This window comes from Variovorax sp. GW822-FHT04A09 (assembly GCF_058801005.1).
The window spans coordinates 567446-591658 of sequence record NZ_JBXAMV010000001.1 but is presented as its reverse complement, the minus strand read 5'-3'; the positions used below and the strand labels follow the sequence as shown (position 1 = coordinate 591658).

24 protein-coding genes and 1 other RNA gene are annotated in these 24213 nt (G+C 68.9%); 11 read left to right on the top strand and 14 right to left on the bottom strand.

Going from position 1 to position 24213, the window contains the following annotated elements; all coding sequences use genetic code 11:
* Window positions 1–4: 4 nt before the first annotated feature.
* From AC1RLW_RS02550 to AC1RLW_RS02540, 3 genes are read right to left on the bottom strand one after another with little or no spacing between them, the layout of a single operon-like run.
* Entirely contained in the window at window positions 5–946 is a 942-nt protein-coding gene (locus AC1RLW_RS02550; protein ID WP_493192129.1) for a fatty acid desaturase family protein, read from the bottom strand.
* Window positions 927–1700, bottom strand: a complete 774-nt coding sequence (locus AC1RLW_RS02545; protein WP_493192128.1) for a sterol desaturase family protein — start codon at window positions 1698–1700, stop codon at window positions 927–929. Before AC1RLW_RS02545 ends, AC1RLW_RS02550 begins: the two co-directional genes overlap by 20 nt.
* Before the next feature lie 9 nt (window positions 1701–1709).
* Complete coding sequence (locus AC1RLW_RS02540; RefSeq protein ID WP_062473093.1) at window positions 1710–3275, bottom strand: phospholipase D family protein; 1566 nt, start codon at window positions 3273–3275, stop codon at window positions 1710–1712.
* Window positions 3276–3406: 131 nt separating this feature from the next.
* On the opposite strand from AC1RLW_RS02540, the gene AC1RLW_RS02535 reads away from it, so the two are divergent.
* Together AC1RLW_RS02535 and AC1RLW_RS02530 are read left to right on the top strand one after the other, a co-directional pair.
* Window positions 3407–3964: a peroxiredoxin gene (locus AC1RLW_RS02535; RefSeq protein WP_307693013.1), complete on the top strand. Its 558-nt coding sequence runs from the start codon at window positions 3407–3409 to the stop codon at window positions 3962–3964.
* 55 nt (window positions 3965–4019) lie between these two features.
* On the top strand, window positions 4020–5453 hold the full coding sequence (locus AC1RLW_RS02530; protein WP_062473096.1) for an aldehyde dehydrogenase family protein: 1434 nt from the start codon (window positions 4020–4022) through the stop codon (window positions 5451–5453).
* A gap of 25 nt (window positions 5454–5478) precedes the next feature.
* Here AC1RLW_RS02530 and AC1RLW_RS02525 read toward each other — a convergent pair whose 3' ends face one another.
* Together AC1RLW_RS02525 and AC1RLW_RS02520 are read right to left on the bottom strand one after the other, a co-directional pair.
* The gene (locus tag AC1RLW_RS02525) at window positions 5479–6402 is read right to left on the bottom strand and encodes a ZIP family metal transporter (RefSeq protein WP_070060938.1); all 924 of its coding nucleotides are present in this window, start codon (window positions 6400–6402) and stop codon (window positions 5479–5481) included.
* 19 nt (window positions 6403–6421) lie between these two features.
* On the bottom strand, window positions 6422–7060 hold the full coding sequence (locus tag AC1RLW_RS02520; RefSeq protein ID WP_139704085.1) for a superoxide dismutase: 639 nt from the start codon (window positions 7058–7060) through the stop codon (window positions 6422–6424).
* A 251-nt stretch (window positions 7061–7311) separates the two neighbouring features.
* Here AC1RLW_RS02520 and AC1RLW_RS02515 point away from each other — a divergent pair, with 251 nt between their 5' ends.
* Genes AC1RLW_RS02515 through moeA form a run of 4 tightly spaced genes read left to right on the top strand, consistent with a single transcriptional unit; the run spans window position 7312 to window position 11759 of the window.
* Window positions 7312–8601, top strand: coding sequence for a serine hydrolase domain-containing protein (locus tag AC1RLW_RS02515; protein ID WP_493192127.1), 1290 nt, complete (start codon window positions 7312–7314; stop codon window positions 8599–8601).
* Window positions 8602–8650: 49 nt separating this feature from the next.
* Window positions 8651–9790 carry a GTP 3',8-cyclase MoaA gene (gene moaA / locus AC1RLW_RS02510; RefSeq protein ID WP_493192126.1) on the top strand — a complete coding sequence of 380 codons (1140 nt, stop codon included), beginning with the start codon at window positions 8651–8653 and terminating at the stop codon, window positions 9788–9790.
* 11 nt (window positions 9791–9801) lie between these two features.
* On the top strand, window positions 9802–10446 hold the full coding sequence (gene mobA / locus AC1RLW_RS02505; RefSeq protein ID WP_369646820.1) for a molybdenum cofactor guanylyltransferase MobA: 645 nt from the start codon (window positions 9802–9804) through the stop codon (window positions 10444–10446).
* The gene (gene moeA, locus AC1RLW_RS02500) at window positions 10443–11759 is read left to right on the top strand and encodes a molybdopterin molybdotransferase MoeA (RefSeq protein ID WP_493192125.1); all 1317 of its coding nucleotides are present in this window, start codon (window positions 10443–10445) and stop codon (window positions 11757–11759) included. Before mobA ends, moeA begins: the two co-directional genes overlap by 4 nt.
* A gap of 22 nt (window positions 11760–11781) precedes the next feature.
* Here moeA and rnhA read toward each other — a convergent pair whose 3' ends face one another.
* Both rnhA and AC1RLW_RS02490 read right to left on the bottom strand, forming a co-directional pair.
* Window positions 11782–12231 (bottom strand): ribonuclease HI, encoded by a 450-nt coding sequence (rnhA, locus tag AC1RLW_RS02495; RefSeq protein ID WP_095745544.1) that lies wholly within the window; start codon window positions 12229–12231, stop codon window positions 11782–11784.
* Window positions 12232–12297: 66 nt separating this feature from the next.
* A complete protein-coding gene (locus tag AC1RLW_RS02490) occupies window positions 12298–13059 on the bottom strand; it encodes a class I SAM-dependent methyltransferase (RefSeq protein WP_223301333.1) in 762 nt (253 codons plus the stop codon).
* Here AC1RLW_RS02490 and gloB point away from each other — a divergent pair.
* The 3 genes from gloB to AC1RLW_RS02475 all read left to right on the top strand — a co-directional run bounded on the left by gloB (window position 13058) and on the right by AC1RLW_RS02475 (window position 17263).
* The gene (gene gloB / locus AC1RLW_RS02485) at window positions 13058–13837 is read left to right on the top strand and encodes a hydroxyacylglutathione hydrolase (RefSeq protein ID WP_493192124.1); all 780 of its coding nucleotides are present in this window, start codon (window positions 13058–13060) and stop codon (window positions 13835–13837) included. The genes AC1RLW_RS02490 and gloB overlap by 2 nt on opposite strands.
* Window positions 13834–15438, top strand: coding sequence for a transglycosylase SLT domain-containing protein (locus AC1RLW_RS02480; protein ID WP_493192123.1), 1605 nt, complete (start codon window positions 13834–13836; stop codon window positions 15436–15438). Before gloB ends, AC1RLW_RS02480 begins: the two co-directional genes overlap by 4 nt.
* Before the next feature lie 64 nt (window positions 15439–15502).
* Window positions 15503–17263 (top strand): monovalent cation:proton antiporter-2 (CPA2) family protein, encoded by a 1761-nt coding sequence (locus AC1RLW_RS02475; protein ID WP_493192122.1) that lies wholly within the window; start codon window positions 15503–15505, stop codon window positions 17261–17263.
* Between the two features lie 27 nt (window positions 17264–17290).
* Here AC1RLW_RS02475 and AC1RLW_RS02470 read toward each other — a convergent pair whose 3' ends face one another.
* From AC1RLW_RS02470 to dnaX, 7 genes are all read right to left on the bottom strand, one after another.
* Window positions 17291–18124: an ABC transporter permease gene (locus AC1RLW_RS02470; protein ID WP_062473112.1), complete on the bottom strand. Its 834-nt coding sequence runs from the start codon at window positions 18122–18124 to the stop codon at window positions 17291–17293.
* Window positions 18121–18936 carry an ABC transporter ATP-binding protein gene (locus AC1RLW_RS02465; RefSeq protein ID WP_493192121.1) on the bottom strand — a complete coding sequence of 272 codons (816 nt, stop codon included), beginning with the start codon at window positions 18934–18936 and terminating at the stop codon, window positions 18121–18123. Before AC1RLW_RS02465 ends, AC1RLW_RS02470 begins: the two co-directional genes overlap by 4 nt.
* Window positions 18937–18988: 52 nt before the next feature.
* The gene (locus tag AC1RLW_RS02460) at window positions 18989–20026 is read right to left on the bottom strand and encodes an ABC transporter substrate-binding protein (protein ID WP_062473116.1); all 1038 of its coding nucleotides are present in this window, start codon (window positions 20024–20026) and stop codon (window positions 18989–18991) included.
* 138 nt (window positions 20027–20164) lie between these two features.
* Complete coding sequence (locus AC1RLW_RS02455; protein ID WP_070060948.1) at window positions 20165–20557, bottom strand: MAPEG family protein; 393 nt, start codon at window positions 20555–20557, stop codon at window positions 20165–20167.
* A gap of 51 nt (window positions 20558–20608) precedes the next feature.
* Window positions 20609–21199 (bottom strand): recombination mediator RecR, encoded by a 591-nt coding sequence (gene recR / locus AC1RLW_RS02450; protein WP_062473120.1) that lies wholly within the window; start codon window positions 21197–21199, stop codon window positions 20609–20611.
* A 7-nt stretch (window positions 21200–21206) separates the two neighbouring features.
* Window positions 21207–21539 (bottom strand): YbaB/EbfC family nucleoid-associated protein, encoded by a 333-nt coding sequence (locus AC1RLW_RS02445; protein WP_007836669.1) that lies wholly within the window; start codon window positions 21537–21539, stop codon window positions 21207–21209.
* A 74-nt stretch (window positions 21540–21613) separates the two neighbouring features.
* Window positions 21614–23461: a DNA polymerase III subunit gamma/tau gene (gene dnaX / locus AC1RLW_RS02440; RefSeq protein WP_493192120.1), complete on the bottom strand. Its 1848-nt coding sequence runs from the start codon at window positions 23459–23461 to the stop codon at window positions 21614–21616.
* A 114-nt stretch (window positions 23462–23575) separates the two neighbouring features.
* Here dnaX and ffs point away from each other — a divergent pair.
* Window positions 23576–23672, top strand: an RNA gene (gene ffs, locus AC1RLW_RS02435) — signal recognition particle sRNA small type.
* Window positions 23673–23777: 105 nt separating this feature from the next.
* A complete protein-coding gene (locus AC1RLW_RS02430) occupies window positions 23778–24206 on the top strand; it encodes a GNAT family N-acetyltransferase (RefSeq protein WP_493192119.1) in 429 nt (142 codons plus the stop codon).
* Window positions 24207–24213: the final 7 nt, after the last annotated feature.

Here is a 24213-nt window from a genome sequence, read left to right as displayed (position 1 = left end):
GGGTTCAGGAGATGGGTGAATCGGGAGGCATCAGCGAGCGGCTGCGAAAACGCGGCCACACGGTCCCCAGCACGAAGACGCGCACCATGTACGGCACCAGCCCGCCCTCGTTGAGCGCGGGTGCCACCTGCGCGCGGTAGCGCGTGTGATGCAGGTGCGTGAGCTCAGACCAATGGGCATGCGGGTTCTCGTGGTGTGCGGTGTGCAGGCCGATGTTGAACAGCAAGGGGTTCACCAGCCCCTCGAAATTGCGCGCGTAGTTCAGCTGGCTACCGCGGGTATCGCCGGATGCCTCCTTGCGCGGTGTCTTGCGACCGTCGGCGTGCGCGTGCTGCAGGTAGTTGGTGGCCAGCAGCCAATGCAGGCCGTGCAGCTGCGGCACGATCACGAACAGCAATGCCTTGCGCCAGTCGATCGCCAAGAGCACGGTCCAGCTCGCCAGCCACAGCGCGTACTGCGCCATGCAATAGCGCCAGGCGCCTCGGTGATGCCGGTGCAGCCGCGCGAGCCAGCCGAAGAACACCGGCATCAGCACCCACACGGCCTGGAACGGATGCAGCAGGTAGCCCCGCAGGTGGTTGGTGTCGCCGCCGAAGCGGTAGGTGCGCGCCACGTCCTTCGGCCCGTGGCGATGGCGGTGGTGATTGGCCACGTGCGCGGGCCAGAAGACGAAGGTCGGGTGGCCCTGCAGCAGCGTGATCCAGAAGTCGGTGAACCGGTTCATGCGCCGACCGCGCCACATGCGCAGGTGCACGTGGTTGTGGTGGATCACGCCGATGCCGAGCGTGAGGAACAGCATCAGCGCATACAGCACCACCTGGAAGCCGTGCACCCACTGCCACGCCGCCAGCGCGGGCAAGGCGACGAGGTACGCGAGGCTTTGCCAGTCGCGCCAGTGGCACAGCCGCGGCAGCCGATGGCGCGCGTCAGGCCGTCGTGGCGCCATGCTTCTTTCGAAACGCCTGGAACAGCGGTTCGGCCGCGTCGGCCGCGATGCGTGTGCGGAACAGCCGGTCCATGAAGGTGAACTGGAAGCCGTAGTTGCCGTTGTGCACAGCATGGTGCAGGTGATGCCGGCGGCTCGCGGCGAACCAGTGGCTGTACGACACGCCGGGCACGAAGTCGTAGTTCGAATGCCCGACGCAGTTGAAGAACAGGCTGAACACCGGCACCGACGCCAGCGACCAGAAGCTGAAGTCATGCAGCACCATCGGCAGCAGGATCACGTTGCCGAGCATCAGCGCCTCGATCGGGTGAAAGCTGTAGGTGGCCCACGGCGTGGTCACGAACGAGCGATGGTGGGGCCCGTGGAAGCGGCGCAGCCAGCGCGTGTGCAGCAGCCGGTGGTTGAGCCAGAAATGCACGTCATTCCACACCGCGAGCACAAGGATCTCGATGCCGATGCGGCGCCAGCCCGCGTCGGGCTCCAGCCGCGCCCAGCCCAGCTGCAGCAGCCCCCATGGAAACACCATGCCCAGCCCGAAGATCAGCACCGAGATGCCCGATTGCGTGAGCTCGCGCCGCAGCTGGCCGGGCTGCAGCGGCCGCGGATCGAGCGCGCGCCCGATGCCCAGCGCCGGCAGCACGCGCTTCGTGAGCAGCCAGGTGAGCGCGCCGAAACCCAGGTAGATGCCGCCGAAGAACAGCAGGCCACACAGCATGACCTGCGGGGCCGAAAGAGAAGTGAAGGTCTGCGCCATCCCCCGAGGCTACAACAGCATCTCGGGCACCAGCGGGGAGATCAGGGTGTTGTACAGGCGCTGGAAGAAACCCGACTCGGGTTCCGAGGTGAGGATCACCTCTTTCTCGCCGTCGTTCGTGAGCCATTCGAGCGTGCCGCCCTCCTTCGACAGCCGCAGCCGGTACGAGTTCTGCAGCTTGCTCACATGGATGATGCGCAGCATCTCGCGCGCCAGTTGCGGGTTGTCGACCACCACGCCCATCTCGGTGTTCTGGCTGGCCGAGCGCGGGTCGAGGTTCATCGAGCCGATGAAGATGCGCGTCTTGTCGATGGCGGCGGTCTTGGCGTGCAGCCGGCCCAGCGAGTTGCCGAAGCTGCCGAAACGCATGCTCGCGGTGGTGCGCTGCGGGCTCAGCTCGTACAGGTCGGCGCCGCCTTTCAGCAGGCGCTCGCGGTAGCGCGCGTAGCCGGTGTGCACCAGCGGCTCGTCGTTGGCGGCCAGCGAATTGGTCAGCAGCGTGAGCTTGACCTTGCGCTTGGCCAGGTCCTCGAAGGCCGCCATGCCGCGCTCGCCGGGCACGAGGTAGGGCGAGGTCAGGTCGACCTCGGTCTTGGCGTCGAGCAGCAGCGCCCAGACCTTCATCGTCACGCTGGTGGCAATGGCATCTTCGGCCGTCAACGTCGTGGGCTTGGAGGGCGGGTCGGCGATGGCGCGGGCCTCGCCCCACAGCAGGCCCATGCGGCCGCCGTCGAGTTCTTCGGCGATGGGGCCGTAGCCGAGGATGTCCGAGGGCGGCAGCACGACCTTCGGCGGCGGGCCCGACATGCCGATCTCGGCATCGAAGGTGGCGGCGCCGGCCTCTTTGCGCACGATCTCGGCAATGGGCCAGATCTGGTCGCTGTTCCAGTAGGCGTCGAAGATGCTCTCGAGCTGCGGCACGACCTTGCCGACCACCAGCGCGTCCATGTCGATGAAGTTCTGCGCCTCGCTCAGTACGAAATACTCGTCGGCGATGTTGCGCCCGCCCACCACCGCCATCGCGCCGTCGGCGATGAAGAGCTTGTTGTGCATGCGGTGGTTGAGGCGATGGATGTCGAAGATCGACACCACGAAGCGCGAGAGAAACCCGTCGCGCGCGCAGCAGAACGGGTTGAACAGGCGCACCGACACATTCGGCGTCTCGGACAGCGCCAGCAACAGCTGCTGGCTCTTCACCGTGTACAGGTCGTCCACCAGCACCCGCACCTTCACGCCGCGCGCCGCCGCCTCGCGCAGCGTGCGCAGCAGCAGCCGGCCGGTGGCGTCGTTCTCGAGCTGGTAGTACTGCACCACCAGCGAACGCTCGGCGCGCTGCGCGAGCTGCAGGCGCGCGTCGAGCGAGTACACGCCCAGCGGCATCAGCCGGAAGCCCGAATGCTCGCCGGGCGGCGTGGAGGCCGCGACGATCTTCGCGAGCGCGGTGCCCGGGTCGGCCGCGGCGGCGTGTTCGGCCGGGCGTTCGCGCGCCGGCGGCAGCGAGCCGCACGCGCCGAGCAATGCCAGCAGCACGCCGGCCAGCGCCGTGCGCAGAAGAGATCGGGCCCAGGCGTTCATGGTCGGGTTCCTCTTGTCGTTGTGGATGCCACTGCCCTGATGTACGCCGGTCCTCCCGCGGCGGTTTCAACGGGGCCCTTTTTGCGAAGCGTCGTCCTAGAATTCGATTCACTTCGCTTCGGAGTTACATCATGGCCCGATCGCTCCTTTTGCGCACCGCTTTATGGGCCGCGGCCCTCGCCGCCGGGGTACCCACTGCCCACGCCGCACTCGACATCGGCGACCCGGTGCCCAAGTTCACGGCCACGGCCGCGCTCGGCGGCAAGACCTTCCGCTACTCGCTGGCCGAGGCGCTGGCCAAGGGGCCGGTGGTGCTGTACTTCTTTCCGGCGGCCGACTCCAACGACTGCTCCATCGAGGCCCACGCCTTCGCCGAGGCGGTCGACCAGTTCGCAGCGCTCGGGGCCACGGTGATCGGCGTGTCGGCCGACGACATCGACACGCTCTCCAAGTTCTCGGTCAAGTCCTGCCAGAGCCGCTTCCCGGTGGCCTCCGACCAGGGCAAGACCGTGATCCAGGGCTTCGACGCGCTGATGCAGACCCGGCCCGACTTCGCCAACCGCCTGTCGTACGTGATCGCGACCGACGGCAAGGTCGCCTACTACTACCAGAACCTCAACCCCGACAAGCACGTCGAGCGCATGCTGAACGCCGTGCGCGCGCTGCCCAAAGCCACCGCGGCGAAGTAAGGCGGGCCGGCCGGGGCGCCACGCGCGGGGCGGGCTTCGCGCAAAATCTCGCCCCATGCAGCTCAACTACATCGCCAACGCGGACGTTCCCTCCGCCTCCGGCCGCACCCTCCCCGTCATCGACCCCTCGGACGGCCAGCCCTTCGACGAGATCCAGCGCAGCAACGCTGCGGACATCGACGCCGCCGTGCGCGCCGCGCGCGACTGCTTCGAGGGCGTGTGGCACAAGGTCAGCGCCGCCGACCGCGGCCGCCTGCTCTTCAAGCTCTCGCAGAAGATCGCCGAGCACGTCGACGAACTCGCACTCATCGAGCAGCGCGACTGCGGCAAGCCCGTGAAGCAGGCCCGCGCCGATGCGGTGGCGCTGGTGCGCTACTTCGAGTTCTATGCCGGCGCCTGCGACAAGCTGCACGGCGAGACCATTCCCTACCAGGACGGCTACAGCGTCTTCACCTGGCGCGAGCCGCACGGCGTCACGGGCCACATCATTCCGTGGAACTACCCGATGCAGATCTTCGGGCGCAGCGTGGGCGGCGCCCTGGCGGCGGGCAACGTGTGCGTGGTGAAGCCGGCCGAAGACGCCTGCCTGTCGCTGATCCGCGTGGCGCAGCTGGCGGCCGAGGTCGGCTTTCCGGCCGGCGCGCTCAACATCGTGACGGGCTACGGCCATGAGGTGGGCGACGCGCTCGCACGCCACGAAGGCATCGACCACATCAGCTTCACGGGCAGCCCGAAGATCGGCACGCTGATCCAGCAGGTGGCGGCCGAACGGCACTGCCCGGTCACGCTCGAACTCGGCGGCAAGAGCCCCCAGATCGTGTTCGCCGACGCCGACCTGGACGCGGTGATTCCCGTGGTGATCAACGCCATCGTGCAGAACGCCGGCCAGACCTGCTCGGCGGGTTCGCGCGTGCTGATCCAGCGCGACATCTACGAGCCCCTGCTCGAACGCCTGGGCCATGCCTTCGAGGCCCTGCGCGTGGGCCCCGCGGCGATGGACCTCGACGTCGGCCCGCTGATCCGCCAGACGCAGCAGCAGCGCGTGTGGGACTTCTTGAGCGACGCGCAGCACGCCGGCATCCCGATGGTGGCGCAGGGCGTGGTGGTCGAGGAAGCGCCCGAGACCGGCTTCTACCAGGCGCCGACCCTGCTGCGCGACGTGCCCGTGGGCCATCGCCTGGCGCAGGAAGAAGTGTTTGGCCCCGTGCTCGCCGCGATGCAGTTCGCCGACGAGGACGAAGCCGTGGCCCTCGCCAACGCCACCCAGTTCGGCCTCGTGGCCGGCGTCTGGACGGCCGACGGCGCGCGCCAGTTCCGCATGGCCCGGCGCGTGAAGAGCGGCCAGGTGTTCATCAACAACTACGGCGCGGGCGGCGGCGTCGAGTTGCCGTTCGGCGGCGTGAAGTCGTCGGGCTACGGGCGCGAGAAGGGCTTCGAGGCGCTGTACGGCTTCACGACCTTGAAGACCATCGCCGTCAAGCACGGCTGAGGCTGACGACGCCGCGCCCCGGGCGTCAGCCCAGCGCGGTGTCCAGCAGCATCATGAGCACGAAGCCGATCATCAAACCGCTGGTCGCATAGGCTTCGTGCCCCTTGCGGTGCGACTCGGGAATGATCTCGTGGCTGATCACGAACAGCATCGCACCCGCCGCGAAGCCCAGCCCCCAGGGCAGCAGCATCGCCGAATGCCCCACCACCGCCGCGCCGAGCACGGCGCCCAGCGGCTCCACCAGCCCCGAGGCCATGCCGATCAGCACCGCGAACAGGCGGCTGTAGCCGGCCGCCAGCAGCGCCACGGCCACCACCAGCCCCTCGGGCACGTCCTGGATCGCGATGCCGGTGGCGAGCGCATCGGCGCGCACGCCGTTGTTGGCCGCGTAGCCGACGCCGATGGCCAGGCCCTCGGGCACGTTGTGCAGCGCGATCGCGAACACGAAGAGCCACGTGCGGCGCAGCTGCCGCCCGCTCTGCCCTTCGCGGCCCTTGATGAAGTGCTCGTGCGGCAGCACGCGGTCCATGGTCATGAGCACCAGGCCGCCCAGCAGGATGGCCGTGCCGATCACGCCGCCGGCCGCCCAGTCGCCGCCGCCGAAGACGCCCGTCGACTTGGCGGCGTCCAGCCCGGGAATGATCAGCGAGAAGGCGCAGGCCGCGAGCATCACGCCGGCGCCGAAGCCGAACAGCGTGTCCTGCAGCTTGTCGGGCAGCCTCTGCGAGAACAACACCGGCAGCGTGCCCAGCGCGGTCGCCAGCGCCGCCACCGAGCCGCCGCGCAGCGCGTTCCACACCAGCGGGTCGGCGCGCACGAAGGACCAGAACTGCGACGCCAGCGCCAGCGCACCGGCCGCGACGATGGCAAAGCCGATCCATTCGCGCACCGGGCGCGGCGACCTGGGCGGTGGCGCTGTCGCCACCGTGCCCTGCGGCGTGTCGTTCATGGGCGGGCTCCTCTTCGGCTCATCGGCCGCCGGTCGCGGCGGCATGGCGGCGGGCCACCTCGGCCCAGTTCACCACGTTGTAGAAGGCCGCGATGTATTCCGGGCGGCGGTTCTGGTACTTCAGGTAGTAGGCGTGCTCCCACACGTCCAGGCCCAGGATCGGGGTCTTGCCCGAGCCGATGCCGCGCATCAGCGGGCTGTCCTGGTTGCCGCTGCTTTCCACGGCGAGCTTGCCGTCGGCACCGACGACCAGCCAGGCCCAGCCGCTGCCGAAGCGCGTGAGCGCGGCCTTGGTGAAGGCGTCCTTGAAGGCGTCGAAGCCGCCCAGGTCGGTATCGATGGCCTGCGCGAGCGCGCCCGAAGGCGCCCCGCCGCCGCCCTCGCCCACCGGGGCCATCACGGTCCAGAACAGGCTGTGGTTGGCGTGGCCGCCGCCGTTGTTGCGCACGGGTGCGCGCAGCGCCTCGGGCAGTTCTTCGACACCGGCGATGAGGGCTTCGACCGGCGTGTCCGCATGCGGCGTGTCTTTCAACGCCGCATTCAGGTTGTTCACGTAGGTCTGGTGGTGCTTGCCGTGGTGGATTTCCATCGTCTGCGCGTCGATGTGGGGTTCGAGCGCGTCGAAGGCATAGGGCAAGGCTGGCAGGGTGTACGGCACGGTTGGGAAGCTCCTTGTTGGAAGAGAGCCCTTTGCGTGGTGCTTGTGCTGCGTACTCAGGCATTCAAATGATAATAATTCTCATTGTCTGAGTCAAGATATCGGCGCCATAGATGCCGCCAATCGGCCAGCTCGTCGCGTGCCGCCCTGCGGCCCATCCACCGATACACTGCCCCGCGACCGGTTCGCACGGACGGCGCCAAGACCGTCTGCCCGGTTGCATCCATCCACCACCGACGGAGACAACACGCATGACCTTCCTGAAGCGCCGCGCCCTGGTGCGCACGGCCCTGCTCGGCCTGAGCCTCGCCCTGCCGCTGCTCGCCACCGCCCAGTCGCTGCCCACCGCCCGGCCCGAGTCGGTGGGCCTGTCCACCGAACGCCTGCAGAAGCTCACCGACGTGCTCAAGGCCGACGTGGCGGCCGGCAAGATCCCCGGCGCGGTGCTGCTGGTCGCGCGCCAGGGCAAGGTCGCATGGTTCGAACCCGTCGGCAAGCTCGACGCCGCCGCCGGCACGCCGATGCCGCGCGACGGCATCTTCCGCATCTACTCGATGAGCAAGCCCATCACCACGGTCGCCGCGATGATGCTGGTGGAAGACGGCCGCATGAAGCTGGACGACCCGGTCGCGATGTACCTGCCCGAGTACGCCCGCATGACGGTCGGCATCGAGAAGCCCGGCGCCGACGGCAAGCCGGTGCTCGAGACCGTGCCCGCGCGCCGCCCGATCACCGTGCAGGACCTCATGCGCCACACCTCGGGCCTGACCTACGGCTTCTTCGGCCCGGGGCTGGTGAAACAGGCCTACAACACCGCCAATCTCGCGGAAGGCGATCCGACCAGCGCCGAGTTCTCGCAGCGCCTGGCCAAGCTGCCGCTGGCCTACCAGCCCGGCACGACCTGGGACTACAGCTACTCGACCGACATCCTGGGCCGCGTGGTCGAGGTGGTGTCGGGCCAGTCGCTGTACCAGTTCGAAAAGACGCGCCTGTTCGACCCGCTGGGCATGAAGGACACCACCTACTACGTGCCCGAGCCCGCGCGCCAGCCGCGCATCGCCGAGCCGCTGCCGAGCGACCGCAGCTTCGGCGTGGGCGCCGACCTGAACGACCCGCGCATCGTGCGCAAGTTCGAATCGGGCGGTGGCGGGCTGGTGTCGACCGCGTCCGACTACGCGCGCTTCCTGCAGATGCTGCTCAACGGCGGCACGCTCGACGGCACGCGCTACCTCGGCCCGCGCACGCTGGCGCTGATGACGACCGACCATTCGAACGCCGGCGCCGGCATCGTGCCCGGCCCGCTGTACCTGCCGGGCCCGGGCTACGGCTTCGGCCTGGGCTTCGCGGTGCGCCGCAACGACGGCGAGGCGCCCTACCCGTCCGGCGGCGGCGAGTACAACTGGGGCGGCGCGGGCGGCACCTACATGTGGGTCGATCCGAAGAACGAGCTCTTCGTCGTGCTGATGCTGCAGTCGCCCAAATACCGCACCCACTACCGAAGCCTCGCGCGCAACATGGTCTATGCAGCAGTGCTGAAGTAGCCCGCATGGCGCGCGGTCGCGGGCCATGGCGCAAAATCGGCATCGCCCCATGAAGAAAAGCAGCAGCACCGTCATTCCGATCGCTCAGGCCGGCCACGCCGTCGTGGCCGCGCCGGACATTGCCGTGCCCGCCACCGGCCTGCTGGCCGACCGGCTGGGCCGTCCGCTGACCGACCTGCGCATCAGCGTGACCGACCGCTGCAACTTCCGCTGCAGCTACTGCATGCCCAAGGACGTGTTCAACAAGGACTACCAGTACCTGCCGCACAGCGCCCTGTTGAGCTTCGAGGAAATCACGCGCCTGGCGCGCCTGTTCGCCTCGCACGGCGTGCACAAGATCCGCCTGACTGGCGGCGAGCCGCTGCTGCGCAAGCACATCGAGGGGCTCATCGCCCAGCTGGCCGAGCTGCGCACGCCCGACGGCGACCCGCTCGAGCTCACGCTCACCACCAACGGCTCGCTGCTGAAGCGCAAGGCCGCCGCGCTGAAGGCCGCCGGCCTGCAGCGCGTGACCGTGAGCCTGGACAGCCTGGACGACGCCGTGTTCCGCCACATGAACGACGTCGACTTTCCGGTGGCCGACGTGCTGGCAGGCATCGACGCCGCCCTGACCGCGGGCCTGGGCCCGATCAAGGTCAACATGGTGGTCAAGCGCGGCACCAACGAGCAGGAAATCCTGCCGATGGCGCGCTACTTCCGCGAGCACCACGGCGGCAAGGTCGTGCTGCGCTTCATCGAGTACATGGACGTGGGCGCCACCAACGGCTGGCGCATGGACGAGGTGCTGCCCTCGGCCGAGGTCATCGCCCGCATCGCGGCCGAGTTTCCGCTCGTGCCGCTCGAAGCCACCACGCCCGGCGAGACCGCCCAGCGCTGGGCCTATGCCGACGGCGGCGGCGAGATCGGCGTGATCAGCAGCGTGACCCAGGCCTTCTGCCACGACTGCAGCCGCGCGCGCCTGTCGACCGAGGGCAAGCTGTACCTGTGCCTGTTCGCCAGCCAGGGCCACGACCTGCGCCCGATGCTGCGCGATGGCGCGAGCGACGGCGACATCGCCTCCGCCATCGGCCACATCTGGCAGGGCCGCGCCGACCGCTATTCCGAGCTGCGCGCCCTGCGCGGCCCCGACGACAGCGCCCCCGACGCGGCAGCGCCCCGGCGCGTCGAGATGAGCTACATCGGCGGATGAGGCCGCCAGCCATGGGTACCGCACCGGCCATCGCAGCGGCCGACATCACGGGCCTCGTGCTCGCCGGCGGGCGCGGCACCCGCATGGGCGGGGTCGACAAGGGCCTGCAACGGCTTCAGGGCGAAGTGCTCGCCGCACATGCGGTGCGGCGGCTGCGCCCGCAGGTCGGCGGCGTGCTGGTCAATGCCAACCGGAATTTCGCGGCCTACGAAGCGCTGGGCGTGCCGGTGTTCGCCGACAGCGTGCCCGACCACCCCGGCCCGCTCGCCGGCATGCTCAGCGGGCTCGAACACTGCCCCACGCCCTGGCTGCTCACCGTGCCCTGTGACACGCCGCGCTTTCCACCCGACCTGGCGGTGCGGCTGGCCGAAGCCCTGGCCGCCGAGGGCTCCCACGCGCGCATCGCCATGGCCGCCGCGCCTGAAACCGAGGCCGACGGCCGCACGGTGCTGCGTCGCCAGCCGGTGTTCTGCCTGCTGCACATCGCGCTGCGCGACAGCCTGCGCCGCTTTGTCGAGGAAGGCGGCCGCAAGGTCGGCGCCTGGACCGCGCAGCACAACGCCCTGACCGTTCCCTTCGACCGCCCCGGCGACGCGCCCGACGCCTTCTTCAACGCGAACACGCTGGCCGATCTGCAGACGCTCGAACAGCCATGAGCCACATCGCAGCCATCGCCGCCGACCTCGCGGACTACGACGCGGGCGATCTCGACGTCGACACCGTCACCGCCTTTCTCGCGCGCCTCGTCACGCCGCTGGCCGTGGCCGACGCCGAAGAGGTCGCGCTGCGCGACGCGCTCGGCCGCGTGCTGGCCGACGACCTCGTCTCGCCCATGAGCGTGCCGCCGCACGACAACTCGGCCATGGACGGCTACGCCTTCGACGGCGCACTGCTGCCGGCCGATGCGCCCATCGACCATTCGCTCACGTTGCGCGTGGCGGGCACGGCGCTGGCCGGCTCGGCCTGGCGCGGCACGCTGGGGCCGAACGATGCGGTGCGCATCATGACCGGCGCGATGATGCCGGCCGGCCTGGACACCGTGATCCCGCAAGAGTTCTGCAAGGTCGACGGCGACCAGGTCTGCTTTCCGGCCCGCGTGCTGGGCCGCGGCGACAACCGGCGCCTGGCCGGCGAAGACCTGATGCAGGGCCAGCCGGCGCTGCGGCGCGGCGAGCGCCTGTCGCCGGCCGCGCTCGGCATGGTCGCCAGCCTCGGCCTGGCGCGCGTGACCGTGCGGCGCCGGCTGCGCGTGGCGTACTTCTCGACCGGTGACGAGATCCTCTGCCTGGGCGACACGCCGCGCGAAGGCGCCGTGTACGACAGCAACCGCTACACCCTGTTCGGCCTGCTCACGCGGCTGGGCTGCGAGGTGGTCGACCTCGGCCTGGTGCACGACGACCCCGCCACGCTCGCGGCCACGCTGCAGCGCGCGGCGAGCGAGGCCGATGCCATCGTCACCAGCGGCGGCGTGAGCGCGGGCGCGGCCGACCACACGCGCGACGTGATGCAGCAACTGGGCGACATGGCCTTCTGGCGGGTCGCGATGCGGCCCGGGCGGCCGCTGGCGGTGGGGCTGATTCCGCGTCCGCGCGAGGCCGGGGCCACGTCGGCCGTGCTGTTCGGCCTGCCGGGCAATCCGGTGGCGGCGATGGTCGCGTTCCTGGCCTTCGTGCGGCCGGCGCTGCTGCGGCTGATGGGCTGCCACGACGAAGCCTGCGCCCCGCCGCCGCTGCTGCGCGCGCGCAGCGCCGGCCCCATCCGCAAGAAGCCGGGGCGCACCGAGTACCAGCGCGGCGTCGTGCGCCAGGTGCCGGGGTCGTTGCCCGAGGTGCGGGTGGCGGCGCACCAGGGATCGGGCGTGCTGAGCTCGATGCTCGAGGCCAACGGGCTCGTGGTGCTGCCCCACGACCAGGGCCATGTCGACGCCGGGCAGGAAGTCGACGTGATGGTCTTCGAAGGGCTGATCTAGCCCCTGGCCCTGCCGCTGACGGTCAGATCCGGCCCAGGGCCTTGTCCACGCCCTTGTTGGCCAGCATGTCGGCGCGCTCGTTGCCCGGGTCGCCCGAGTGCCCCTTGACCCAGCGCCATTCGATCTGGTGGCCGCCCTCGGACACCAGCTTGTCGAGCTTCTGCCAGAGCTCGACGTTCTTCACGGGCTGCTTGGTCGAGGTGAGCCAACCCTTGGCCTTCCAGCCGCGAATCCACTCGGTGATGCCCATGCGCACGTACTGGCTGTCCAGGTACAGCAGCACCTTGCAGGGCCGCTTGAGCGCGGCGAGCCCTTCGATCACGGCCGTGAGTTCCATGCGGTTGTTGGTGGTGTTGAGTTCACCGCCGAACAGTTCCTTCTCGGTGGGGCCCGACTTGAGCCACGCGCCCCAGCCGCCCGGTCCCGGGTTGCCCTTGCACGCGCCATCGGTGTAGATCACGACTTCGTTCAAACTGACTGTTCCTTTTTTCTCTAGCGTCATGCGGGCGATGCCGCCCGCGTCCATGGATTCGTTCGTTCACTGCTTGCTGCGGTGCACCTTGCCCGCGATGGGCACCGGCGCCGTCGCCCGCGCGCCGCTGCGGCGCCAGTCGGCGCTCAGCAGGCGCATGCCGCGCACGCGCTTCACCGCCACCAGGAAGTAGGCGGCGCCGAAGATCGGCCACCAGCGCTCGCCGGCGGCGTCCATCCAGCGCGAGCGCTCCAGCCAGGCGTCGCTGCGCACCGCCGGCCGGTAGATGCCGAAACGGCCCGACTCCACCTCGAAGCTCAACAGGCGCAGCCAGTCGCGCATGCGCCAGTAGCCGATGAACTCGCCGGCCTCGGGCAGGAAGGTCTCGCCCAGGCCCAGCCGGCGGTACAGGTGCCCGCGGCGCTGCCGCAAGCCCCACAGGCTGGTCGGGTTCAGGCCGCAGATCACCACCCGCCCCTCGGGCACCAGCACCCGCTCGACCTCGCGCAGCGTGGCGTGCGGATCGGGACTGAGTTCCAAAGCGTGCGGCAGCACCACCAGATCGAGGCTGTTGGCCGCGAACGGCAAGGCGGCAAAGTCGGTCACCAGCGTGGCCTTACCGGCCCGCACCGGGTCGGTCAGGGCCAGCCAGCGGTGCGGCATGCGGTTGGCGCGCAGCCCGTCGACCTCGGCGGCCCCGAGCTGCAAGGCGTGGTAACCGAAAACATCGGCCACCGCCTCGTCGAACTGGGCCTGCTCCCAGGCCAGGAGGTAGCGGCCGGGGGGGGTCGCGAACCAATCCTGCAAACCTATAATTTGACCGCTCATGACCCTTGTTCCGCTGCCCGCTTTTGCTGACAACTACATCTGGATGCTGCACGACGGGCACCACGCCATCGTGGTGGACCCGGGCGATGCCCAACCGGTGTTCGATGCGTTGGCGCACCACAAGCTGCAGCTGGCCGCGATTCTAGTCACGCACCACCACCCCGATCACACGGGCGGCGTGGCCGCGCTGCATGCGGCCACGGGCGCGAAGGTGTGGGGCCCGGCGCGCGAGCGCATCCCCGAGCCTTTCACGCCGCTGGTGCAGGGCGACGTCGCACAGGCCCTGAGCCTGCGCTTCGAGGTCATCGACGTGCCGGGCCACACGGCCGGGCACATCGCCTACTTCCTGCCGGCCTCGGCCGCGCAGGCCCCCGTGCTGTTCTGCGGCGACACCCTCTTCTCCGGCGGCTGCGGCCGCCTGTTCGAGGGCACGCCCGCGCAGATGCTCGCCTCGCTCGACGCGCTGGCAGCGCTGCCCGGCGACACGCGCGTGTGCTGTGCGCACGAATACACACTTGCTAACCTGAAGTTCGCCCGCGCCGTGGAACCCGGCAACGACGAACTCACTCACTACAACGCGCATTGCGAAAGCCTGCGCGCACAGGGGCAGCCCACGCTGCCGTCGCAACTGGCGATCGAACGCCGGATCAACCCCTTTCTTCGCAGCCGCGAAGCCACCGTCTTTCGAGCAGTGCGGGCCCATGCCGAGCTTTCCGCGGATGCCGCCGAAGCCGAGGTGTTCGCCGCCCTGCGCCAATGGAAAAACGACTTCCGATGAAATTTATCGTTGCCACCTGCCTAGCAGGCTCCCTGGTACTCGCGGGCTGCGCGGGCACGGACAACAGCGCTTCTTCCTCCGCCACCGCCAAGGCCGGCGCCTCCGCCGGCGGCACGGGCGCCCGCCCCTCGGGCAGCGCCACCCCGGTCTATCCGCGCGACAGCAACCTCAGCCCGCTCACCAGCGGCCAGGCCCGCTCGCAGAGCGTGGTCACGCTGGCGCCGCCCGCCGACATGTGGGACCGCATCCGCCGCGGTTTCAAGATGCCCAACCTGGAAAGCGACCTGGTGCGCGACCGCGAGCAGTGGTACGCCAGCCGGCCCGACTACATCCAGCGCATGACGGAGCGCTCGAACAAGTACATCTTCCACATCGTCGAGGAGCTCGAGCGCCGCAACATGCCGACCGAGCTGGCGCTGCTGCCGTACATCGAGAGCGCCTTCAACCCGCAGGCCGTGTCGAGCGCGCGCGCCGCCGGCATGTGGCAGTTCATGCCCGCCACCGGCACCGACTTCGACCTGAAGCAGAACATCTTCCGCGACGACCGCCGCGACGTGGTGGCCTCCACCCGCGCCGCGCTCGACTACCTGCAAAAGCTCTACGGCATGTTCGGCGACTGGCAGCTCGCGCTCGCCGCCTACAACTGGGGCGAAGGCAGCGTGGGACGCGCCATCGCCAAGAACCAGCGCCTGGGCCTGCCCACCACCTACAGTGATCTGTCGATGCCGGCCGAGACCCGGCTGTACGTGCCCAAGCTGCAGGCCGTGAAGAACATCGTGGCCAATCCGCAGGCCTTCAACGCCGAGCTGCCGCTGATCGCCAATCACCCCTACTTCCAGACCGTGCCGCTCACGCGCGACCTCGACGTGGAACTGGCGGCCAAGCTGGCCGACGTGCGCATCGAGGACTTCCGAGCGCTCAACCCCGCCGCCCACAAGCCCGTGCTGATCGCGGCCGGCACCTCCGAGATCCTGCTGCCCTGGGACAACGCGGCGGTCTTCAAACGCAACTTCGACGCCTACACGCAGGGCCAGTACGCCAGCTGGACCGCCTGGGTCGTGCCCACCACGATGACGGTGGCCGACGCCGCCCAGCGTTCGGGCATGAGCGAGTCGGACCTGCGCGCGCTCAACAACGTGCCGCCGCGCATGCTCATCAAGGCTGGCTCCACGCTGATCGTGCCGCGCGGCGCACGCGTGAAGGAAGACGTGGCGGCGGTCGTGGCCGACGGCGGCCACCTGAGCTTCCAGCCCGAGATCATCACGCGCCGCACCACCGTCAAGGCCGGCCGCTCGGACAACGTGGCGAGCATCGCGCGCCGCTACAACCTCAAGCCGGCGGCCGTGGCCGACTGGAACGACGTCAACCCCAACCACGCCTTCAAGCGCGGCTACAGCGTGGTCGTGTACCTGCCGGTGCGCGCCACGCCCGCGGCGCGTGTCGGTTCGGGCGCGGCGCCCGCGCGCGGCCGGGGTGCGGCGGTGGTCACGTCCAAGCGCGGCGGCGCGCCGGTGAAGGCCGCCGCACGCGGCAGCAGCAGCGCCAAGCAGGCGGTGGTGCGCCAGCCGCGCGGCGGCACGCCGTCCAAGCGCAAGCGCTGACCCCTGCCCTGCCGGCGGGTGGTGCCGGGCCCGGACAAGAAAAGCGACATCAGGAGGACAGGCCATGGCAGTCGAAGGAAGCGCGGGCGATCTCATCAAGGTCGTCACGCTGTTGGGGGCCGCCGTCGTGTCCGTGCCGCTGTTCAAGCGGCTCGGGCTGGGCTCCGTGCTCGGCTACCTGGCGGCGGGCCTGGCCATCGGGCCCTTCGGCTTCGGCCTTTTCTCCGACCCGCAGACCATCCTTCACACGGCCGAACTCGGTGTCGTGATGTTCCTCTTCGTGATCGGGCTCGAGATGCGCCCGTCGCACCTGTGGAGCATGCGGCGCGACATCTTCGGCCTGGGCAGCCTGCAGGTGGTGGTGTGCGGCATCCTGCTGACCGGCGTGGGCATGGCCTTCGGCTTCCCGCTCGCCGTCTCGTTCGTGTGCGCGATGGGCTTCGTGCTCACCTCCACGGCCATCGTGATGCAGCTGCTTGGCGAGCGTGGCGACATCGCCGCGCCGCGCGGCCAGAAGATCGTCGCCGTGCTGCTCTTCGAAGACCTGCTGATCGTGCCGCTGCTGGCCATCGTCGCCTTCATCGCACCGGTCGATGCGGCGCAGCAAGCCATTGCGCCTTCGCGCTGGATCGGCATCGGCATTGCCGTGGGTGCGCTCGCGGCGCTGGTGGCGGCCGGCATCTGGCTGCTGAACCCGCTGTTCCGCGTGCTCGCCAACTCCAAGGCGCGCGAGGTGATGACGGCCGCGGCACTGCTCGTGGTGCTGGGCGCGGCGCTGCTGATGCAGGTCGGCGGCCTGTCGATGGCCATGGGTGCCTTCCTGGCCGGCGTGCTGCTGTCCGAATCGACCTTCCGCCACCAGCTCGAAGCCGACATCGAACCCTTCCGCGGGCTGCTGCTGGGCCTGTTCTTCATCGGCGTGGGCATGTCGCTCGACCTCGCGGTGGTGGCACAGAACTGGCAGCTCATCGTCGCGGGCGTGATCTCGATGATGGTGGTCAAGGCGCTGTGCATCTACGGCGTGGCGCGGCTCGCCAAGAGCTCACCCGCCGATGCGCTCGACCGCGCCGTGCTGATGGCGCAGGGCGGCGAGTTCGCCTTCGTGCTGTTCTCGTCGGCGCTCGCCGCCAAGGTCATCAGCCCGACGGTCAATGCCAACATGACGGCGGTGGTGGTGCTGTCGATGGCGCTCACGCCGCTGGTGGTGCTGGTGCATCGCCGCTTCGCGCCCACCGCGCAGGCCTCGATGGAGGGCGTGGAGAAAGCCGAGGAACTGGCCGGCAACGTGCTCGTCATCGGCTTCGGCCGCTTCGGGCAGATCGCGATCCAGGGCGCGCTGGCGCGCGGTGCCTCCATCTCGATCATCGACAACGACACGCAGGTGATCCGCGACGCCGCCGACTTCGGCTTCAAGGTGTACTACGGCGACGGCGCACGCGCCGACGTGCTGCATGCTGCCGGCGCGCACAACGCCCGCGCGATCATGGTGTGCATCGACAACCGCGCCGTGGCCACGCGCATCGCCGAACACGTGAAGGCCGAGTTCCCGCATGCGCACCTGATGGTGCGCGCCTTCGATCGCGAGCATGCGGTGGAGCTCGTGAAGCTCGACGTCGACTACCAGATCCGCGAGACCTTCGAATCGGCCATGGCCTTCGGCCGCCAGGGCGTGGTCGCACTGGGCGCCACGCCCGAGGAAGCCGACGAAGTGATCGACGACCTGCGCCGCCGCGACAAGGAACGGCTGGTGCTCGAGATGTCCGGCGGCCTCTTCGCGGGACGCGCGCTGGTGCAGGTCAACACCGAGACGCGCCAGACCCACTGAAGGCACTGAGCGCGCTGAACGCGCGGCTCAGAGCTTCTCTGTCTCGCCGCTGCGCGGCTGCCACTTCATGAGCCGCTTCTCGATCAGGCCCACGAGCCCGTCGAGCGCCAGCGCGAAGGCCGTGAGCACCACGATGCCGGCGAAGACCGTGTTCACGTCGAAGGTGCCCTCGGCCTGCAGGATCAGGTAGCCCACGCCCCGCGCCGAGCCCAGGTACTCCCCCACCACCGCACCGACGAAGGCCAGGCCCACGGAGGTGTGCAGGCTGGAGAACACCCAGCTCGTGGCGCTGGGCAGGTACACCGTGCGCAGCAGCTGCCGCTGGTTGGCGCCCAGCATCTTGGCGTTGGCCAGCACCACCGGGCTCACTTCGCGCACGCCCTGGTAGACATTGAAGAACACGATGAAGAACACCAGCGTGACGGCCAGCGCCACCTTGCTCCAGATGCCCAGGCCGAACCACAGCGCGAAGATCGGCGCGAGGATCACGCGCGGCATCGAGTTGGCGGCCTTGATGTAGGGATCGAGGATCAGGCTCGCCGTGGGCGCCAGCGCCAGCCACAGGCCGCAACCCAGCCCGAGCGCCGTGCCGATGCCGAAGGCCAGCACCGTTTCGAGCAGCGTCGTGCCCAGGTGGCGGTAGATGTCGGCGTTGCCCTTCAGGCCTTCGGGAAACAGCAGGTTCGGCGGCACCTCGAAGGGCAGGAACCAGCTCCAGATGCGCCCCGCCACCACGATCGGCTGGCCGAGGAAGAACGCGATCTGGTCGTTGCGCGAGGCCACGTGCCACAGCACAAGAATCACGGCGAGCAGCGCGAGCTGCCAGAAGCGCGCATGGCGTGCATCGAGGCGCGGCATCATGCGGCCTTCCTCAGCTGCTGCGCGTAGCCCTTGAGCACCTCGTCGCGCAGCACCTCCCAGATCTGGCGGTGCAGCTCCACGAAGCGCGGCTGCGTGCGCACCTCGGCGACGTCGCGCGGACGCGGCAGGTCGATCACGAACTCGCCGATCGGCCGCGTCGCCGGGCCGGCCGACAGCACCACCACGCGGTCGCTCATCGCAATGGCCTCGTCAAGGTCGTGCGTGATGAAGAGCACGGCCTTCTTCTTCGCGCTCCAGAGTTCGAGCACTTCGTTTTCCATCAGCTGCCGCGTCTGCACGTCGAGCGCGCTGAAGGGCTCGTCCATGAGGATGATGTCGGGGTCGAGCACCAGCGTCTGCGCCAGCGCCACGCGCTTGCGCATGCCGCCCGAGAGCTGGTGCGGGTAACGATCGCCGAAGCCCGTGAGGCCCACGCGCGACAGCCACGCCTCGGCCTGCGCATGCGCCTCGGCATCGGGCACGCCGCGGTACTGCAGCCCCACCTTCACGTTGTCGATGGCGCTGCGCCACGGCATCAGCGCCTCGGTCTGGAACATGTAGCCGGCGCGCTTATTCACGCCCGTGAGCGGTTGGCCGAACACCTTCACCCCGCCCGACGACGGCTTGAGCAGCCCCGCGCCCACGTTCAGCAGCGTCGACTTGCCGCAGCCCGTGGGCCCGACCACCGAGACGAACTCGCCCGCACCGATGCGCAGCGTGGTGTCGTCCACCGCCGTGTAGCGCTGGCCCGGGTCGTCCTTCGAATGGAAGGTGCAGCGGATGGAAAGGAGTTCGAGTGCGTAGTCGGACATGGCGCTCCGGAAGAAAAAACCCGGCCGAAGCCGGGTTGCTGAACGTTCGCAATCAGGCTTTGAACCTGTCTTTCGCACGCTTTGCAAAATCGTTGGTGTAGGTCCTGGCGAGGTCGATCTTGTCGGCCTTGACCGAGGTGTCGAAACTCGCGATGGCGTTGAGCGCCGTCTTCGGCCCTTCGGCCGGCACGAGGCCGTCGGTGGCGATGGACTCGCGCACCTTGTCGAACGACGCGAGGTACAGCGCGCGGTCGCCGAGCAGATACGTCTCGGGCACAGTCTTGATGATGTCGCCCGGCCCCGCCGTCTGCAGCCACTTGAGGCCGCGCACGATCGCGTTGGCCAGCGCCTGGCAGGTGTTGGGATGCTTCTGGATGAAGTCGATCGGCGCGTACAGGCAGGCCGCGGGCATCGGCCCGCCGAACACCTGCTCAGTGCCCTTGAGCGTGCGCGTGTCGCTGATGATCTTCACGTCGCCCTTCTGCTCCAGCATCGTCATCACCGGGTCGGTGTTGCTGATGGCGTCGATCTGGCCCGAGCGCAGCGCGGTGAGCGCACCGGCCGCCACGCCCACGCCGATGAAGCTCACGTCACTGGCCTTGAGGCCGCCGCGCGAGAGCACGAGGTTGGCCACCATGTTGGTCGAGGAGCCCGGCGCCGAGACGCCGATCTTCTTGCCCTTGAGGTCCTGGATGCCGGTGTAGCCCGCCATGTTCTTCGTCGACACGCCCACCGCGATCTGCGGTGCGCGGCCCTGCAGCACGAAGGCCTGGAAGAACTGGTTCTTGGCCTGCAGGTTGATCGTGTGCTCGTAGGCGCCCGAGCAGACATCGGCCGAGCCACCCACCACCGCTTGCAGTGCGCGCGCGCCGCCGGCGAAGTCGGAGATTTCCACTTCGAGCCCTTCGGCCTTGAAGTAGCCCAGTTGCTCGGAGATGGTGAGCGGCAGGTAGTAGAACGCCGCCTTGCCGCCCACCGCGATGGAGACCTTGGTTTTCTCCAGCTTGGCCTGCTGCGCAAAGACCCGCGGCAATGCAATCGCTGCGGCAGCGACTGCGGAGGCGGAGATGAGGGTTCTGCGATGAAGCATGGCGCGGTCCTGCGGGCTCTGTGATTCTGGTGAACTGAATCGAGCTTAGGCGTGCGCCCTGTGGGCCTGCATCGGGGTCATCCCGTGCGGGTTTTCACGTAAGCACGAAGGCCTCCTGGAGAAGCCTTCGCCAAGGCGCTATCGCGCCAGAAAAAGTATCGCGATATTGACCAGGAACGCGAGTGCCCAGACCGCGCTGCGCGCGCTCGGCGCGCCGCGGATGTAGAGCGCGAGATAGATCACGCGCAGCACCACGTAGGCCACCGCGAGCATGTCGAGCCGCGCCTGCGCCACGCCGAGCTGGTGCGCAATGACCACCGCGCCGATGAAGAACGGCAGGCCTTCGAAGCTGTTGGCCTGCGCGCTGTTGGCGCGTGCGCGCCAGCCGCTTTGCTTGGCGGCCCAGTCGCGCGGATGCATGTTGTCGCGCACGCCGAAGCTGCCCGCCTTCGCGATCCATGCCGCGAGGTACGGCAGGCCGCAGGCGATGAACACGCACCAGTAGGCGACGGTGAGCAAGGAGAAGGTCATGGTGACGACAACAGGAGGAAAGAACGAACGCGGCCTTGAACAGGCCGCGCGTCAGCGGCGATCGACCAGCGCGTGCGCGATCGTGCCGAGGTCGACGTACTCGAGCTCGCTGCCAGCCGGCACGCCGCGCGCGAGACGCGTCACGGTGAGCCCGTGCTGCTTGAGCGCCTCGCCGATCACGTGCGCCGTGGCCTCGCCTTCGGCGGTGAAGTTGGTCGCGAGGATGACCTCGCTCACCGTGCCATCGCGCGCGCGGTCGAACAGCTTCTGCAGGCCGATGTCCTTCGGCCCGATGCCGTCGAGCGGGCTGAGCTTGCCCATGAGCACGAAGTAGTAGCCGCGAAAGGCGCCCGTGCGTTCGAGCGCGGCCTGGTCGGCCGGCGTCTCGACCACGCACAGCTTGGTGCCGTCGCGCCGCGAGTCCATGCAGACATGGCAGATCGGCGCTTCGGTGAAGGTGTTGCACAGCTCGCAGTGCCGCACCTGGCCTGCCGCCTGCTGCAACGCGCGCGCGAGCAACTGCGCGCCCTCGCGGTCGTGCTGCAGCAGGTGGAAGGCCATGCGCGAGGCCGACTTGACGCCGACACCGGGCAGCCGGCGCAGCGCATCGACCAGCGCATCGAGCGAACTGGCGTCTGCCATGCGTCGCTTAGAACGGCAGCTTCATGCCGGGCGGCAGGCCGGGCATGCCGGCCGTCAGCTTGCCCATCTTCTGCTCGCTGGTTTCCTCGGCCTTGCGCACGGCGGCGTTGAAGGCGGCAGCCACGAGGTCTTCGAGCATGTCCTTGTCGTCGGCCAGCAGGCTGGGGTCGATGGTGATGCGCTTGACGTCGTGCTTGCAGGTCATGACGACCTTGACGAGACCGGCGCCCGACTCGCCTTCGACCTCGATGTGTGCCAGTTCTTCCTGGGCCTTCTTGAGGTTGTCCTGCATTGCCTGCGCCTGCTTCATGAGGCCGGCCAGTTGTCCTTTGTTGAACATCGTTGGTCCTGTCTGTGATGGGTTGGTGATGAAAAGAATACGGGTCGAAAAATGCGGCGACTGCGTCGCCGGCTTCAGAGGGGCTTCAGCGATCCGGGAACAATCTTCGCATCGAAGTCGCGCATCAGCATCTGCACCTCGGGGTCGCTGCGGATGGCTTCCTCGGCCACCCGCTGGCGCTCGTCGGCCGCCTGCTTGTTGCGGCGCGCCGGGCTGTCGACCACGCCGCCGATCTCGATGGCCAGCCTCACATTGTGGCCGAGGCCCTGCAGTGCCGCCGTGAGCTTCTCTCGGCTGGACGGCTGGTTGAGGGTTTCGCGCTCGATGCGCAGCATCCACTGGTCGGTGTCGCGCGCCACCAGCTGCGACTGCAGCGCGAGTTCGCGCGCCAGCGCCGCCACGCTTTCGGCGGCAACGAGCTGCATGACCGTGGCATGCCAGAAGTCGCCCTCTTCGCTCGGCGGGATCGGGGTGTAGGTGCTGCGCTGTTCTTCTTCGCGTGGCACGTCGCGCTGGCCGGGCGGCGGCTGCACGCGGATCGGCACGCCGACGACATGGGCTGCGGCGGCGTCGGACGCCTCTTGCGGGGCAGGCCGGGGCATGGGCTGGCGCTGCGGGGCATCGACCACCGCCAACCGCTGGCCGGCCGGTGCGGGCTGCGCGGGCGGTTGCGAAGGCGCGGCAGCAGGTGCCGAATCGGGCACCGAAGGCCGCGCAACCGGGGCCGCTTCGCGCGCGGGAGCCCGCGGCGCGGCGCCACCGGCGTCATTCAGAGTTTTTTTTTCCGTGGAGGCCGTCGAGGCGGCCGCGTGGGAAGGCTTGAAGGCCAGCAGCCGCAACAGCACCATGGTCAGCGCCGCGTACTCATCGGGCGCCAGGCCCAGCTCGCCGCGCCCATGCAGGCACAGGCTGTACAGCAGCTGCGTCTCGTCGGCGGGCATCAGCGACGCCAGGCGCGCCGTGTCGGCCGCGTCGGGGTCGGTGGCCGCATCGGCCGATTCGGCGCGCGAGGGCACGGCCTGCAGCACGGCCATGGCCTGCAGCACCGCCGTCATTTCTTCGAGCGTGGACGCGGCGGACATGCCGTCGCGACGCAGCGCCTCGGAGGTGTCGACCACGGTCTTGCCGTCGCCTTGTGCCAGCGCTTCGATGAGGCGGAACACATGGCCGCGATCGACGCTGCCGAGCATCTGGCGCACGCCGGTCTCGAGCAGCTCGCCGTTGCCGAAGGCGATGGCCTGGTCGGTGAGCGAGAGCGCATCGCGCATCGAGCCGCGCGCCGCGCGCGCGAGCAGGCGCAGGGCTTGCGGCTCGGCCGGCACCTGTTCGGTCTGCAGCACGCTCGTGAGGTGTTCGAGCACCGTCTCGGGCGCCATCGGCCGCAGGTTGAACTGCAGGCAGCGCGACAGCACCGTGACCGGCACCTTCTGCGGATCGGTCGTGGCCAGCACGAACTTGAGGTACTCGGGCGGCTCCTCGAGCGTCTTGAGCATCGCGTTGAACGCGGTGTTCGTGAGCATGTGCACTTCGTCGATCATGAAGACCTTGAAGCGCCCCTGCACCGGCTTGTAGACCGCCTGTTCGAGCAGCGACTGCACTTCGTCGACGCCGCGGTTGGAGGCTGCGTCGAGCTCGGTGTAATCGACGAAGCGGCCCGAATCGATGTCCTGGCAGGCCTGGCACACGCCGCAGGGCGTGGCCGTGATGCCGCCCTGCCCGTCCGGGCCCTGGCAGTTGAGCGACTTGGCCAGGATGCGCGACACCGTGGTCTTGCCCACGCCCCGCGTCCCGGTGAACAGATAGGCGTGGTGCAGGCGCTGCGTCGTCAGCGCGTTTTCCAGCGCCTGGACCACATGCCCCTGACCGACCATCTCACCGAAGGTTTTCGGACGGAACTTGCGAGCGAGCACGAGATAAGACATTGCGGGCATTCTAAAAGGCGCGGCGGGGGTCACTTCACGCTTGTTTCCCATCCGCCGTCGAAATGATTCACGCCCCGGCCAAGGGGGCAAATCCGCGCGGTTAGAATGCAGGCTGACGGGCCTCCCTGCATGGTGAAGTGGCCAACCGGGTCAGGTGGGGAACCAAGCAGCCCTAACTGCGTAGTCAGTGCCAGGGGTAAGGCTCGTCAACCTAACATCCAGAAGCCGTGAGTTCCTTTGCAGAGAACTTACGCGCCGTGTCCAGGGGTTACCGACCCCGGACACCTCAAATTCCCAGAACTTCGCGCAGCCATCCATGAACTTGGACATCCGGCCCGCCCGCATCAGCGATCTCGAAGCGCTGGTGCGCCTCGACACCATGGCCGCGCACGATGCGCACCGCGCCGTGCAGATCCAAGGCTGGATCGAAGATCGCTTCTGCCACGTGATCGAGATGGAGGGCGACATCGCCGCCTACGGCGTGCTGCACCACCACTTCTTCGACTGCGGCTTCATCGAGATGCTGATGGTCGGCGAACCATTTCGCCGCAAGCGCCTCGGCCAGAAACTCGTCGATCACTTCCAGTCGATCTGCGAACGCCCCAAGCTCTTCACCTCCACGAACCGCTCCAACACGGCGATGCAATCGCTGCTGAAAGAAGCCGGGTTCAGGGAGAGCGGCCACATCGAGAACCTCGATGCGGACGACCCCGAGCAGGTGTTCTTCTGTCCGTGCGCGCGCTGAGCGCGCC

Coding starts and splice junctions, on each gene's coding strand:
- mobA (WP_369646820.1), top strand. CDS start 9,802: ATGGGTACCGCACCGGCCATCGCAGCGGCCGACATCACGGGCCTCGTG.
- AC1RLW_RS02480 (WP_493192123.1), top strand. CDS start 13,834: ATGAAATTTATCGTTGCCACCTGCCTAGCAGGCTCCCTGGTACTCGCG.
- AC1RLW_RS02490 (WP_223301333.1), bottom strand. CDS start 13,059: ATGAGCGGTCAAATTATAGGTTTGCAGGATTGGTTCGCGACCCCCCCC.
- AC1RLW_RS02455 (WP_070060948.1), bottom strand. CDS start 20,557: ATGACCTTCTCCTTGCTCACCGTCGCCTACTGGTGCGTGTTCATCGCC.
- AC1RLW_RS02545 (WP_493192128.1), bottom strand. CDS start 1,700: ATGGCGCAGACCTTCACTTCTCTTTCGGCCCCGCAGGTCATGCTGTGT.
- gloB (WP_493192124.1), top strand. CDS start 13,058: ATGACCCTTGTTCCGCTGCCCGCTTTTGCTGACAACTACATCTGGATG.
- AC1RLW_RS02430 (WP_493192119.1), top strand. CDS start 23,778: ATGAACTTGGACATCCGGCCCGCCCGCATCAGCGATCTCGAAGCGCTG.
- AC1RLW_RS02475 (WP_493192122.1), top strand. CDS start 15,503: ATGGCAGTCGAAGGAAGCGCGGGCGATCTCATCAAGGTCGTCACGCTG.
- AC1RLW_RS02515 (WP_493192127.1), top strand. CDS start 7,312: ATGACCTTCCTGAAGCGCCGCGCCCTGGTGCGCACGGCCCTGCTCGGC.
- AC1RLW_RS02465 (WP_493192121.1), bottom strand. CDS start 18,936: ATGTCCGACTACGCACTCGAACTCCTTTCCATCCGCTGCACCTTCCAT.
- moaA (WP_493192126.1), top strand. CDS start 8,651: ATGAAGAAAAGCAGCAGCACCGTCATTCCGATCGCTCAGGCCGGCCAC.
- dnaX (WP_493192120.1), bottom strand. CDS start 23,461: ATGTCTTATCTCGTGCTCGCTCGCAAGTTCCGTCCGAAAACCTTCGGT.
- AC1RLW_RS02540 (WP_062473093.1), bottom strand. CDS start 3,275: ATGAACGCCTGGGCCCGATCTCTTCTGCGCACGGCGCTGGCCGGCGTG.
- AC1RLW_RS02530 (WP_062473096.1), top strand. CDS start 4,020: ATGCAGCTCAACTACATCGCCAACGCGGACGTTCCCTCCGCCTCCGGC.
- AC1RLW_RS02445 (WP_007836669.1), bottom strand. CDS start 21,539: ATGTTCAACAAAGGACAACTGGCCGGCCTCATGAAGCAGGCGCAGGCA.
- recR (WP_062473120.1), bottom strand. CDS start 21,199: ATGGCAGACGCCAGTTCGCTCGATGCGCTGGTCGATGCGCTGCGCCGG.
- AC1RLW_RS02535 (WP_307693013.1), top strand. CDS start 3,407: ATGGCCCGATCGCTCCTTTTGCGCACCGCTTTATGGGCCGCGGCCCTC.
- AC1RLW_RS02470 (WP_062473112.1), bottom strand. CDS start 18,124: ATGATGCCGCGCCTCGATGCACGCCATGCGCGCTTCTGGCAGCTCGCG.
- AC1RLW_RS02460 (WP_062473116.1), bottom strand. CDS start 20,026: ATGCTTCATCGCAGAACCCTCATCTCCGCCTCCGCAGTCGCTGCCGCA.
- AC1RLW_RS02550 (WP_493192129.1), bottom strand. CDS start 946: ATGGCGCCACGACGGCCTGACGCGCGCCATCGGCTGCCGCGGCTGTGC.
- AC1RLW_RS02525 (WP_070060938.1), bottom strand. CDS start 6,402: ATGAACGACACGCCGCAGGGCACGGTGGCGACAGCGCCACCGCCCAGG.
- moeA (WP_493192125.1), top strand. CDS start 10,443: ATGAGCCACATCGCAGCCATCGCCGCCGACCTCGCGGACTACGACGCG.